The organism is Ottowia sp., from assembly GCF_047975795.1.
Lineage (GTDB): Bacteria > Pseudomonadota > Gammaproteobacteria > Burkholderiales > Burkholderiaceae_C > Ottowia.
This window is the reverse complement of sequence record NZ_JBKEEE010000062.1, coordinates 1-12,843: the sequence shown is the minus strand read 5'-3', so window position 1 is coordinate 12,843 and position 12,843 is coordinate 1. Positions and strand designations below refer to the sequence as shown.

The window sequence follows — 12,843 nt, the reverse complement described above, 5'->3', positions numbered from 1 at the left end:
GTGGGCGCGGCCTCGGGCGGTCTGCTGCGTTGCAAATCCTCGCGATACCGCTAGGTATTGCTGCGGTTTGCGCCTTGCAGCCCATCCTGATTCGCATCCCACACCCCGCACGCTGAGACTTTGAACACGCTCTTAGTCGCATCTGATTTGCGCCAACAAACTCTGCGTGGAAGCATCCAGCCCGCTGGCATCGCCGCCGTGCAGCGCCGCTTCGATTTCGCCCGCATGGCGCTTGCCCAGCTCCACCCCCCATTGGTCAAAGCTGTTGATGCCCCACAGCGCGCCCAGCGCCAGGGTGCGGTGCTCGTACAAGGCCAGCAGCGCACCCAGACTGTGCGGCGACAGATCGGGCAGCAGCAGCACGGTGGAGGGGCGGTTACCGGGAAAGTGCCGCTCAGGCGCATCGCCGGGCTGGCCTTGCATCAACGCCCGCGCCTGGGCCAGTGCGTTGGTCAGCAGCTTGTCGTGGTGGCCGGGCAAGGTGTGGGCGGGTTGGCGCACCAGCACGAACTCAACTGGCACCACGTCGCTGCCCTGGTGCAGCATCTGGAAAAACGCGTGCTGGCCGTTGCTGCCCGCCTCGCCCCAGGTGATGGGCGCGCTGGCCACGGCCAGACGCTGGCCATGCCCGTCCACGCCCTTGCCGTTGCTTTCCATCTCCAGTTGCTGCAAATAGGCGGGCAGGCGGCGCAGGCCGTGGTGGTAAGGCGCGATGCAGCGGCTGCCCAGGTGCAGCACGTTGCGGTACCACAGGTCGATCAACGCCAGTTGCACCGGCAGGTTACGCGCCAGTGGGGCGGTGGCAAAGTGCGCATCCGTGGCGCGTGCACCACGCAGCAAGTCCTCAAAACCTGCACGCCCCACCGCGATGGCGATCGACAGGCCAATGGACGACCACAGCGAATAGCGCCCACCCACGCCCTCATCAAAAGCAAAGCAGCGCCCGGCACCAAACGCGCCCGCCGCTTCGGCGTTGGCACTGAGGGCGACGAAGTGGCGTGCCACGCCTTGCCCGCCTTGCGCCACAAACCAATCGCGCGCCGAAGCGGCGTTGCGCATGGTCTCGGCCGTGCCAAAGGTTTTAGACGCAATGATGAACAGCGTGCGCGCCGCGTTCAGTTGGGGCAGCAGCTCAGCCAGCTCATGCCCGTCCATGTTGGCCACAAAATGCACGCGCGGCCCGCCCGCCGCATGCCCGCCAGAGCGCAGCGCCTGCACCACCATGCGCGGCCCCAGATCAGAGCCGCCAATGCCGATGTTGACCACATCGGTGAACACGCCTTCGGCACGTACCGCCTCGGCAAAGTCCAGCATGTCAGACCGAATGCGGGCTGCATCAGGCGGTATGCTTGCTATTTTTTGAATAGCTTCTTGTGCTTGTTGTACCAGCGTTAAAGGCCAGTTTGATGCATCAAAACTGGATGCGTCCACGCCTGCCCAGCGCCCATGCACATGCGTGACTGCGCGTTGCTCGCTGGTGTTGATGCGCTCACCACGCAGCATGGCATCACGCAACGCCGCCACACCGCATTCGTGCGCCAGTTGGTTCAGCAAGCGCTGCGCCTCGACGTCGATCAGGTTTTTGGACAAATCGGCCCACAGCGGCGGTGCATCGAACGACCAGCGCGCAAAGCGCTGCCTGTCCTGCGTAAAGGCGCGACGCAAATCAAACGTTGGCGCAAATGTCTGCGCCAACGCTTGCGGCCCGGATGTCAGCCCTTTGAAGCGCTGTGCGGCGTGCGCTTGCAACAGCGGCCAGGCTGGCGTCTGGTCACAGCGGGGGCGGCGCTGCCAGTTCATGGTGGCGTGTGCTGTGCGCGCCTTCAGGCCGCTTGCATCAGGGTTTCGAGCTTTTCGGCGTCGGCGATGAAGGCGCGAATACCTTCGGCCAGCTTCTCAGTGGCCATCGCATCCTGATTCAGCGCCAGGCGAAAAGCCGCTTCGTCGTACTGCACCGGCTCCAGCGTCAGCGCCTTGGCCGCCTGTGCATCCAGCGCACGTGGCAAGGGCGCGTCGTTGGCGGCCAACTGGGCCAGCAAATCCGGGCTGATGGTCAGCAGATCACACCCGGCCAGCGCCGTGATTTGTCCCACGTTGCGAAAGCTGGCCCCCATCACCTCGGTGGTGATGCCAAAGTGCTTGTAATGCTCAAAAATGCGGCGCACCGACTGCACGCCGGGGTCTTGCGCGCCCGCCATGGCGGCATCGTCCCACGCGTTGCCCGCCTTGGCTTTGTACCAGTCGTAAATGCGGCCCACAAAAGGTGAGATCAATTGCACCTTGGCCTGCCCGCAAGCCACGGCCTGGCAAAAGCTGAACAGCAGCGTCAGGTTGCAATGGATGCCGCGCCGCTCAAGCCGCTCGGCGGCGCGAATGCCTTCCCAGGTGGCGGCGATCTTGATCAGCACGCGGTCAGTCGGCACGCCTGCGGCCTGGTACAGCTCAATGATGCGCTCGGCCCGCGTAAACGTGGCGCTCTCGTCAAACGACAGACGCGCATCCACCTCGGTCGACACACGCCCTGGGATGGTAGCCAGAATTTCGCAGCCAAAGCGCACCAGCAGGCGATCGACCACCTCATCCAGCGGCTGGCCACGGTACTGAGCCACGGTATCTTTAAGCAATGGTGCGTATTCAGGCTTTTGCACCGCTTTCAGGATCAGCGACGGGTTGGTGGTGGCGTCCTGCGGCTGAAACTGCGCCAGTTGCTTGAAGTCGCCCGTATCGGCGACCACGGTGGTGTACTGCTTGAGGGCGTGGAGTTGCATCATGCCTCCGATTATCTCGCCCCCTGAAAAGGCTGGTGTAGCGGTCGATGCTTGATGGCACTTATAAAGATGATGGATTTGTCGTTATGGCGGCAAAGACGCGTTTTTATGTGCCAGATAGCGTCGAACACTACTCTAGGTGGGCTACCGTCCAGTGGCTTTGCGCCGACGCAACGCTGCTGCACCCACAGCGACCCCCAACAGGATCAACGTACCTTCCGACAGTGTCGGTACCGCCGTAACTCTCGTGGTCGCTGCGGATCGATCAACCAACTGCACATGATCAAGCGCAGGGCCACAATTGCTGTTTTCTAGACTGGAAAAACTTAACGTCGTCGATGCTCCGCTGGCCGTAAACGCATAGGTTTGCGTCTCCCAGATCATGTTCATCCTGCTGTGCCCAGGCGTAGCGGTGTCGAACGTATAGTCAACCGACACTCCGCCCGTAGCTGCTACCCGCATGGTTTTTACCGCATTGCCACAATCGGAATTGCCCGACATGGCAAAAGTCACCCGATATTCATGCCCCGCTACGGTGTCAAAAGCTTGTTCTATAGTTCCCATTCGGCCCGCCCGGCCGCCGCTGAGATCCAGTGACCGGGCACCATCGGAATGCGGCATCCAATAAGTGCCGATGTAATCGATGTTGCCTGATGAGACTGTCCAGCCTGTGATGTCGCTTCCTCCGGTAACCCGTTGAAGAAACGAACCAGGATCAGTCCCAAGCTCAAAGCTGCCGTTCTGAAATGGTGCTGCCCATGCGGCACTTGCACCGGCGACGCTCAATACAAAAAAAGCCACTTGTCGCAGCCAGAACCTACCGAATAAATGCCGTGTCTTATGCATTGATACGCTCCCTTTGTAACCTGACAACCAACCGTAATGAATTTTCTTACTTAGTCAAGTATCTTTTTCGCACATTTTCAAATGGAGTAAACGCAGATTCGAGAAGCGCTACATCCTGGACAATCAGATTCCGGATGCCGAGTGGGCCGCGTGGAAGAAGTAGCCAACATGGTGCAGCCTCTACCCAGCAATGAGATCAACTTTGAGAGTGTGTTTGTTTACACTGGTTGATGCGTAGGTGTGACCCTGTGTATAGACTGATCCGGAGGTGCAAACTATGGTTTTGCCTGTTCAAGTGCGTTTGATTGACGTCGGCCCCCGCGACGGCCTGCAAAACGAAAAGCAGCCCGTTCCAGCGGACATCAAGATCGAGCTGGTGCAGCGCCTGCAACAGGCGGGCCTGAAAGAAATTGAAGTCACCAGCTATGTGTCGCCCAAGTGGGTGCCGCAAATGGCCGACAACCATGTAGTGATGAGCGGCGTGGCGCGCCAGCCGGGCGTGCGCTACAGCGTGCTGACGCCCAACATGAAGGGCTTTGAAGCGGCGCTGATCGATAAACCCGATGAAGTGGTGGTGTTTGGCGCGGCCAGCGAGGCGTTCAGCCAGAAGAACATCAACTGCTCGATTGCCGAGAGCATCGAGCGCTTTGCCCCGGTGGTGCAGGCCGCCAAGGCCGCCGGGATCGCCGTGCGGGGCGCGATGAGCTGCACCGTGGGCTGCCCGTATGAAGGCGACATTGCCCCCGCCCGCGTGGACTATCTGGCCGGATTGATGAAAGGCATTGGCATTGAGCGCGTGGACGTGGCCGACACCATTGGCGTGGGCACGCCGCGCAAGGTGCAGGCCGCGCTGGAAGCTGCGCTTAAACACTTTGACTTGGACCACGTGTCGGGCCACTTTCACGACACCTATGGTCAGGCACTGTCCAACACGCTGGCCGCGCTGGAAATGGGTGTGTGGAACCACCAGGCGTCGGTGGCGGGCCTGGGGGGTTGCCCTTATGCCAAGGGGGCCACGGGCAATGTGTCCACCGAGGATCTGGTTTACATGCTGCACGGCATGGGCATTGATACCGGCATTAACCTGGACAAGCTGATTGACGCTGGAGTGTTCATCAGCGACTTTTTGCAGCGCAAGCCGAATTCGCGCGTGGCCACGGCGGTGCTGAACAAGCGCGCTGGGTAAATTCAAAGGCAATCAAGGGCTGATATGAGCACATTACCCGAGGGCGTGCAGCGCGTGGCTGTCGCCTTGGCCGAGGCAGGACACGCGCATGCGCCGAAGATGCTGGACGATGCTGCGCGCACGGCGCAACAGGCTGCCGACGCGTTGGGCATTGGCGTGGGGCAGATCGCCAAGAGCATCATCTTCCGTCGCAAGAGCGATGATGCGGCGGTGCTGGTCATCACCAGTGGCGACCGGCGCGTGGACGAAAAGCGGGTGGCGACGTTGGTGGGCAAAATTGGCCGTGCCGATGCCGAGTTTGTGAAAGCCAAAACCGGCTTCACCATCGGCGGTGTGTCGCCCGTGGCGCATGCCGAGCCGCCGGTGACGCTGATTGACCGCGAGCTGTTCCGGTTTGACGAAATTTGGGCTGCAGCCGGGCACCCGCATGGCGTGTTCAAGCTGGCTCCGGCGGATCTGGAAAAGCTCACCGGTGCGCCGGTGGCGGATGTGGTGCAGGTGCCATCGATCCCATGATTGCTATTGATAAAGTAGCGTTATCGGCTTGTGATACAAGCGCTTCGGCCTCTCTGAATGCCGAAAACTCCAATGTGCCCATGCCTTCGCCGTGTATCGGCATCTGCCGCATGAATGCGGACACAGGATGGTGCGAAGGGTGTTGGCGCACGCTGGACGAAATCAGCGCCTGGGGCGGGCTGGGGGCGGCGGCGCAGCGCGAAGTGCTGGCCCGCGTGGCGCAGCGTCGGGCAGCAAGGGGGCAGCCATGAAGCGCATCGACTTCTGGTTCGATTTCATCTCGCCCTACGCCTGCCTGGCGTTTGAGCGCTTGCCCGTCGCGCTGCAAGGCTTGAGCTATGAGGTGCGTTACCGCCCGATATTGTTGGCCGCGTTGCTCAAGCACCATGGTCAGTTGGGGCCTGCTGAAATGGCGGGTAAGCGCGACTGGACTTACCGGCAAGTGGCCTGGCAAGCCGGGCAATTGGACGTGCCTTTGCAGTTGCCTGCGCGCCACCCGTTCAACCCGCTGGCGCTGCTGCGCCTGGCCTGGGCTTGCGAACGGCAGGGAGCGCCCAATCGTTACGTGTGCGAAACCATCTTTCGTCATGTCTGGCGTGGCGGTGCGGATGCGGAGGATGCTGGACGGCTGGCCGCGTTGACCGCGCAATTGTCGCCGCCGCAAGCGCCGGACAGTGCCGATGTGAAGCAGCGCCTGCGCGATGAAACCGATGCCGCACTGGCCGCCGGTGTGTTTGGTGTGCCGTCGTTGGAGGTTGATGGCCGCCTGTTCTGGGGGCTGGACGCATTGCCCATGCTGCGTGCCCAACTGGAGCAGCCCGCCAAGCTGGATGCAGCCTGGGCCACAGCCGCAAGCGTGGCGCAAGGCCGCACACGGTAAGTGACGGGTGGCCTGGCGCGGCAAGCGCGCTGCCTAATGCAGGGATTCTCGACTGTCGTTACAAAGGGAAGGGCCGAGAAGTTTCGAGGCCCTTTTCGCTGGGGTTTTCCCTTGAGTTTCGCCGTTGGAGATGCGCCTGTCAGACGCTTGTAAGCGCAGGAAAAAAGATGCGCAATGCGTGCACTGGAAAAGTGTGTGCCGTAGCGAAGTGGTGTGCAGCGTTGGCAGTGCCGTGCAATGCGTCAGACCGGCTTCAATCCAAATACGAGGAGATTTTTAATGTCCGGTGATTCGCAAAGTCACGCCTATTGGCGCGCCACGCTGGGGCTGTTGGCCCAGATTTTGGTGATTTGGTTTCTGGTGTCGTTTGGTGCTGGGATCGTGTTTGCTGACATGCTTGACAACATCAAGCTTGGCGGCTATCCGCTTGGGTTCTGGTTCGCACACCAGGGTTCGATTTATGTGTTCATCGTGCTGATCTTCTACTACGCGTACAAGATGGGGCAGATTGACCGTCGCTTTGACGTGCACGAGGAGTAAGGCATGGATCTGCAAACCATTACCTACATCGTCGTTGGATTGAGCTTTGCGCTTTACATCGGCATTGCCATCTGGGCCCGTGCTGGCTCGACCAGCGAGTTCTACGTTGCGGGCGGCGGGGTTCACCCCATCACCAACGGCATGGCCACGGCGGCCGACTGGATGTCGGCCGCTTCGTTCATTTCCATGGCGGGTTTGATTTCCAACATGGGCTATGGCGGCGGGTTGTTCCTGATGGGCTGGACCGGCGGCTACGTGCTGCTGGCCATGCTGCTGGCACCGTATCTGCGCAAGTTTGGCAAGTTCACCGTGCCGCAGTTCATTGGCGACCGTTTTTACAGCCAGAGCGCGCGCACGGTGGCGGTGATCTGCTTGCTGGTGGCGTCGCTGACTTACATCATCGGCCAGATGACGGGGGTGGGCGTGGCGTTCTCGCGCTTCCTGGGCGTGTCCAGCTCGAACGGCATTTACATCGGCATGGCGATTGTGTTCATGTACGCAGTGTTTGGCGGCATGAAAGGCATTACCTACACGCAGGTGGCGCAGTACGTGGTGCTGATCCTGGCTTACACCGTGCCCGCCATCTTCATCTCGCTGCAACTGACCGGCAACCCGATTCCGCAACTGGGCCTAGGTTCGGACATGGTGGGCACCGATGTGTCACTGCTGTCCAAGCTGGACCAGGTGGTGCAAGACCTGGGCTTTGACCAGTACACCACGTCGCTGCCGGGCAGCAAGCTGAACATGTTCCTGTACACCATGTCGCTGATGATCGGCACCGCTGGTCTGCCGCACGTCATCATGCGTTTCTTCACGGTGCCGACCGTGAAGGATGCGCGCCGTTCGGCCGGCTGGGCGCTGGTGTTTATCGCCATTTTGTACACCGTGGCACCTGCCGTGGCCGCCATGGCCAAGATGAACCTGATTCGTACCATCACCCCGGGCATCGTGATGCAAAACGCCAATCCCTATGGGCAGGACGTGGCCATCAAGTATGACGAACGTCCGGACTGGATGAAGCGCTGGGAAACCACCGGCTTGCTCAAGTTTGACGACAAAAACGGCGATGGCCGCATCCAGTACTACAACGAGAAGACCAAAAACCAGGAGGTGACAGCCAAGGCCGAGGCCGCAGGCTGGAAAGGCAATGAGCTGACGGTCAACCCCGACATCATGGTGATGGCCAACCCTGAAATCGCTTTGTTGCCCAACTGGGTGATCGCCTTGGTGGCCGCAGGCGGTTTGGCGGCGGCGCTGTCCACCGCGGCGGGCTTGCTGATGGCTATTTCGTCGGCGGTGTCGCACGACTTGATCAAGGGGGTGTTCAACCCGTCGATCAGTGAAAAGGGCGAGTTGATGGCGGGCAAGGTTTCGATGGCCATAGCGATCGTGGTGGCGGGCTGGCTGGGGCTTAACCCGCCAGGCTTTGCCGCAGGCACGGTGGCGCTGGCCTTTGGTATTGCCGCCAGTTCGCTGTTCCCGGCCATCATGATGGGCATTTTCAGCAAGAAGATGAACAAGGAAGGGGCTATGGCTGGCATGCTGGCGGGCCTGTTCATCACGCTGTTCTACGTGTTTGCGCACAAGGGGCTGTTCTTCATCAAGGGCACGGATTACACCCACCTGATTGGTGGCCCCAACAGCTTCTTTGGCGTGACGCCAGAGGCGTTTGGTGCCGTGGGCGCGGCGGTAAACTTCATCGTGGCCTTCCTGGTCGACAAGGTGACCAAAGAGCCGCCTGAGCACATCCAGCACATGGTTGAAGCCGTGCGCGTGCCGCGTGGCTCCAGCGCCGTGACTGGTGGAGCGCACTGACGCGCTGGCGCTGAAAACGTGTGCCTTGACCGCCGGGGTTGCATACCCCGGCGTCTTCAAGCACCATTTGAACCGCTCGCCACGCTCCATTGGGCTGGCCGGGCGGTTTCTTTTTTGTAAGGAGTCAAAGCATGGGGATGACCATCAGCATGGCGCTGACCTGGATTTTGTTTCTGGGCCTGTTTCCCATGGCGTTTTTCTGGTTGCGCCGGGCCTGGCGCATTCTGGTGCGACACGACTATTCCGAAGTGGCACTCAAAGGTGGCGAGCCGCCGCCAGAGCCACAGCGCTATGCCGGGATGGCCGGTGCCATTAACCTGATCGCTGGTGCGGCCGCTGTGATCGCCATCATCGGTGTAGTGGGTTTTCAATGGCCTTATGACACCTGGACGGCCGTGGCGGGCAGCACCATCTGGTGCAAGCTGATGGCCGATTTTGGTTTGTCACGCCACGCGCACCTCAAGGCCCGGCTGGCACGGCGGGCCAGCAGCAACCAAGAGGCTTGATCTGATGCAGGGACTGATCTGATGCCACGTCGGCCTATGACCGGTGCGCGGCCCATGTGGCTGGCTGTGTTGGTGGGCGCAGCCGGCTTGCTGGTGTGGAGTGCGCTGGTGCTGGCGATGGTGCTGTCCACCTTGCCTGCGGCCGATCGTGCCCAGGTTGTCACATGGCTGGCACCTCGGTGGCCTTTGTGGGCCTTGGGATGGCTGATTGGCTCTGGCGGTGTGTTGCTGGGCATCCGCACGCTGTGGGCCCGCCACGTGCAACCGCTGGCCCCGCTGGGCGAGCAGGTGCGGGCATGGGCCAGCACCCCGTCGCCGCAACCTTTGCCAACGCAATCGACCCCGTCGCTGAACACATTGGCCGATGCCTGCAATGCGCTGCTGGCCCAGCGCCAGGTGGCCGATGCCGAGTTGCAGGCCAAGGTGGCTGAAGTCAGCGCGCAATTGACGAGCGAACGCAACCGGCTGGCCTCGCTGCTGGCGCAGTCGTCCCAAAGCATGGTGGTGTGCAACCTGGATGGACTCATTCTTTTGTACAACCCACGGGCACGCCTGCAATTGCGCACGCTGTCCAAAGCGCCGCAACTGGCCAGTGGCACCGACGTGGTGGGCATTGGCAGATCCATTTACGGCGTGCTGCAAGAGGCCCAGGTTCAGCATGCCTTGAACCGGGTGCGGCACCAGTTGCGCCGTGGCGCTGCGCAGGCGGCGGCCCAGTTTGTCACCACTACCCACAGCGGCAGGTTGCTGCGTGTGCAACTGGCGGCGGTGCTGGACAGCGCGGTTGGTGCGCCCGAGCCGCAATGCAGCGGCTTCATGCTGACGCTGGATGACATGACCCGCGCTTACGACACAGCCGCTGATCGCGACCGGCTGCTGGGTGAGGTGGCCGAGCGCATCAGCGCGGGCGTGCAGCGTGTCCAGTGGGCCGCAACAGAAGGCCAGCAGGCAGACGATGCCCGCCGGGCGAGGGCGTTGACCACCATTCAGGGCGAGTGCTCAGACCTGCGCGATCAAAGCGCAGCCCTGATGCGGCAGGCCGCTGCCGGTATGTCCACCCGCTGGCCGCTGGAAGACATGCTGGTGGCCGATTGGCTGGTGGCGGCTGAACGCCGCCTGACTGAAGGCGAGCGACGGCGTATCGCCGTTGATCCGGTGCCCGACGGCCTGTGGGTGCGTGTGGACAGCTATTTGCTGCTGGAGGCCATGGCCATGCTGGCCGATCAGTTGTCCGATGCGTTTGCGCCGCGCTACCTGGGCCTGCGTGCCACCGTTTCAGAAGAAGGAGACGCCGCACATCTGGATTTGTATTGGGATGGCCAATCCTTCAGCACCGAAACCGTGATGACCTGGGAGCTGGAGGCCGTGGGCACGGGCGAGGCCCATGGCATGCTGACCTTGCGCGATGTGCTGGGTCGCCATCATGGTGAGCTGGCCTTTGGCCGTGACCGCTTGCGCAACCAGTCGTTTTTGCGCTTTGTGCTGCCGCTGGTGTCGGCCGATCGGGCGGATGCAGCCCTTACCGATGACGCCCAGCCTTTGGCCCCGGCTGATGGTCGGCCCGAGTTTTATGACTTTGATTTATTTCAGACACGCCCATTCCAGGGCGCGCACGATGACGAGCCGTTGACGGCGCTGACCTACACCGTGTTCGACACCGAAACCACCGGCCTCAACCCCTCGCAAGGCGATCAACTGATCCAGATCGGGGCCACCCGCATCGTCAATGGCCGTCTGCTGCGCAGCGAATCGTTTGAGCAGCTCATCGATCCAGGCCGCACCCTGAGCACCGCCAACATCGCCATCCACGGCATCAGCAACGAGGCGCTGCAAGGCCAGCCACCAGTGGCTGAAGTGCTGCCCGTGTTCCATGCCTTTGCACAAGGCACGGTGCTGGTGGCGCACAACGCGGCGTTCGACATGAAGTTTTTGCAATTGCAGGAAAAAGCCACCGGACTGGTGTTTGACCAGCCGGTTCTCGACACTCTGCTGCTGGCCGTGGCCGCCCAGCCGCAGCAAGACTCGCACCGACTGGAGGCGCTGACCGAGCGCTTTGGCATCACCGTCACCGGTCGCCACACCGCGCTGGCTGATGCCACCGCCACTGCCGAGGTATTGCTGCACCTGATCCCACTGCTGCAAGCGCAGGGCATCCGCACCCTGGGTCAGGCCAGAGCGGCGGCGCAGCAGACCTATTTGGCGCGGTTGAAGTACTGACCCCGCCTGAGTCGTTAACGCGGCGCATCTCAGTTTGTCAATGAATAATCGGCTTCGCGGCCGAAGGTGATTTCAGGTGCGGTCACGCCGCTGATCATTTCGCCAGTGTTGACAGCGCAATAAATGGATCGGGGTGGGCGGGCGAGCTCATCAACGTGGCGGCTTACCCAGCTTCTGGCTTCCATCAATTTCAACGACTGCGACAAAGCGCGGTCTGTGATCGTTTGCAGATTTCTTTTGATTTCATTGAAGTGGCGCGGTGTATGAAGGACAGTCAACACCGGAAGAGTCCATGAACGGCGCAGCAAATCCTGATCTTCATCGGCTGAAATAGCCTGAATATTGTGGGCGATGGCTGCGGCAGTGACGCCATGCGGTGTGAGGCGAAACTCAGGCCGCAGCGGATGACCATGGCCGGGGTTGCGTTCCAGCAGTCCTAGGGCAATCAGGTGTTCCATGCTTTGCGCGAAAGCCGTCCTGCTCGCGCCAGTTGCTGTCAACAGTGGTGCCTGCCGTCCCGCCACACCTGCATGCAGGTTGGAAAGTATGGGCATTGCCCAGGCTCTGGATGTAATGTTGACAAACGTAGTGATGTCCATAAAATATAGTTAGTATATTTCAAGTCAAAGGAAACCTATGTCTCTCATCTCGGTAGATAAAACCATCACCATCGCGCTGTCTGTCAAAGACCGCTATGCCAGTGCCGCTTGGTACGGCAGCATGCTGGGGTTTGAGACAACCTACCATGCCGACGAGGCAGGATGGTCAGAGCTTCAGACGAACACTCCTGGCGTCACCATGGGTCTTGGCGAACATACCGAGCCAGCGCCCGGCAATTGCGTGCCCGTGTTCGGGGTCACGGATTTGGATGCTGCTCGGCAGAAGCTGGAACAGGCGAATGTGAGGTTCGACGGCCCAACCGATGTCGTTGAGGGCATGGTCAAGACGGCAACTTTCTACGACATGGATGGCAACGCGTTGATGCTGGCGCAGGATCTGACAGGCGGGGCTCCATAATTCGTGGATGGGCTGATCTGGATCGAGTTGCTGGCTGCGCATCACCTCGTGCCTGGCGAGGTAGCAGCGTCAGTCCTTGGCAGTACCGTGGCCTGCTTGATGTAGCCTTGCTTTTCTCCGGTCGGCACCACGGCCGCCCAGTAGAACTGCCGCGTCCGGCGCAGCGGCCCGGTGATCTCGCGTTCCGGCCGCTCATCCGAGCGGACAGGCCGGTACGCCACGTCGTTGAGCCAACGGCTCACACAGCGGCAACATGGGTGTCCGGCAGGGCTGCTGTGTTGTTCTCACCCATGAACAACAGTATGGATAAATGCACAGGACTGGCCAAGGCGTAAGCCGAGCCATCGAGTCATAACGACATCGAGCGCTTGAGACACTGAGGGGAAGAATTTGCTTTGAATCGGGATGAATGACGATCTAAAGTAAAAAAGCCTAAGGAAGGTCTGCACAACCCCCGCTGCAGGGCGAGGTGACGCGTGAATGTTCACATGGCGAAACGAGCGTTGAATTTCTCATCGTTTTGCGCTGTTTTTGGTTCGCTTGACCCTGATT

13 protein-coding genes are annotated in these 12,843 nt (G+C 61.0%); 9 read left to right on the top strand and 4 right to left on the bottom strand.

Annotation, left to right across the window (positions count from 1 at the left end; all coding sequences use genetic code 11):
• Positions 1-132: 132 nt before the first annotated feature.
• The 3 genes from pgi to ACK5NW_RS09805 form a co-directional block, all read right to left on the bottom strand.
• The gene (gene pgi / locus ACK5NW_RS09815) at positions 133-1,800 is read right to left on the bottom strand and encodes a glucose-6-phosphate isomerase (RefSeq protein WP_416927521.1); all 1,668 of its coding nucleotides are present in this window, start codon (positions 1,798-1,800) and stop codon (positions 133-135) included.
• Between the two features lie 23 nt (positions 1,801-1,823).
• Positions 1,824-2,771 carry a transaldolase gene (gene tal, locus ACK5NW_RS09810; protein WP_416927519.1) on the bottom strand — a complete coding sequence of 316 codons (948 nt, stop codon included), beginning with the start codon at positions 2,769-2,771 and terminating at the stop codon, positions 1,824-1,826.
• A gap of 141 nt (positions 2,772-2,912) precedes the next feature.
• Positions 2,913-3,614, bottom strand: a complete 702-nt coding sequence (locus tag ACK5NW_RS09805) for a choice-of-anchor C family protein (RefSeq protein WP_416927517.1) — start codon at positions 3,612-3,614, stop codon at positions 2,913-2,915.
• A 277-nt stretch (positions 3,615-3,891) separates the two neighbouring features.
• Between ACK5NW_RS09805 and ACK5NW_RS09800 the strand changes: the two genes are divergently transcribed.
• The 8 genes from ACK5NW_RS09800 (at position 3,892) to ACK5NW_RS09765 (ending at position 11,274) form a co-directional block, all read left to right on the top strand.
• Positions 3,892-4,800 carry a hydroxymethylglutaryl-CoA lyase gene (locus tag ACK5NW_RS09800; protein ID WP_416927515.1) on the top strand — a complete coding sequence of 303 codons (909 nt, stop codon included), beginning with the start codon at positions 3,892-3,894 and terminating at the stop codon, positions 4,798-4,800.
• A gap of 24 nt (positions 4,801-4,824) precedes the next feature.
• Positions 4,825-5,316, top strand: coding sequence for a YbaK/EbsC family protein (locus ACK5NW_RS09795; protein WP_416927513.1), 492 nt, complete (start codon positions 4,825-4,827; stop codon positions 5,314-5,316).
• 110 nt (positions 5,317-5,426) lie between these two features.
• A complete protein-coding gene (locus ACK5NW_RS09790; protein WP_416927511.1) occupies positions 5,427-5,567 on the top strand; it encodes a DUF1289 domain-containing protein in 141 nt (46 codons plus the stop codon).
• Positions 5,564-6,196, top strand: coding sequence for a 2-hydroxychromene-2-carboxylate isomerase (locus ACK5NW_RS09785; protein WP_416927509.1), 633 nt, complete (start codon positions 5,564-5,566; stop codon positions 6,194-6,196). Before ACK5NW_RS09790 ends, ACK5NW_RS09785 begins: the two co-directional genes overlap by 4 nt.
• A 237-nt stretch (positions 6,197-6,433) precedes the next feature.
• Positions 6,434-6,736 carry a DUF4212 domain-containing protein gene (locus ACK5NW_RS09780; protein WP_416927507.1) on the top strand — a complete coding sequence of 101 codons (303 nt, stop codon included), beginning with the start codon at positions 6,434-6,436 and terminating at the stop codon, positions 6,734-6,736.
• 3 nt (positions 6,737-6,739) lie between these two features.
• Positions 6,740-8,551: a sodium:solute symporter family protein gene (locus ACK5NW_RS09775; RefSeq protein WP_416927505.1), complete on the top strand. Its 1,812-nt coding sequence runs from the start codon at positions 6,740-6,742 to the stop codon at positions 8,549-8,551.
• A 131-nt stretch (positions 8,552-8,682) separates the two neighbouring features.
• The gene (locus ACK5NW_RS09770) at positions 8,683-9,057 is read left to right on the top strand and encodes a hypothetical protein (RefSeq protein ID WP_416927503.1); all 375 of its coding nucleotides are present in this window, start codon (positions 8,683-8,685) and stop codon (positions 9,055-9,057) included.
• Positions 9,058-9,078: 21 nt separating this feature from the next.
• A complete protein-coding gene (locus ACK5NW_RS09765; RefSeq protein ID WP_416927501.1) occupies positions 9,079-11,274 on the top strand; it encodes an exonuclease domain-containing protein in 2,196 nt (731 codons plus the stop codon).
• Positions 11,275-11,303: 29 nt separating this feature from the next.
• Here the strand turns inward: ACK5NW_RS09765 and ACK5NW_RS09760 are convergent, their stop codons facing one another.
• Complete coding sequence (locus ACK5NW_RS09760) at positions 11,304-11,873, bottom strand: winged helix-turn-helix transcriptional regulator (protein ID WP_416927499.1); 570 nt, start codon at positions 11,871-11,873, stop codon at positions 11,304-11,306.
• A gap of 37 nt (positions 11,874-11,910) precedes the next feature.
• Between ACK5NW_RS09760 and ACK5NW_RS09755 the strand changes: the two genes are divergently transcribed.
• Entirely contained in the window at positions 11,911-12,291 is a 381-nt protein-coding gene (locus ACK5NW_RS09755; RefSeq protein ID WP_416927497.1) for a VOC family protein, read from the top strand.
• Positions 12,292-12,843: the final 552 nt, after the last annotated feature.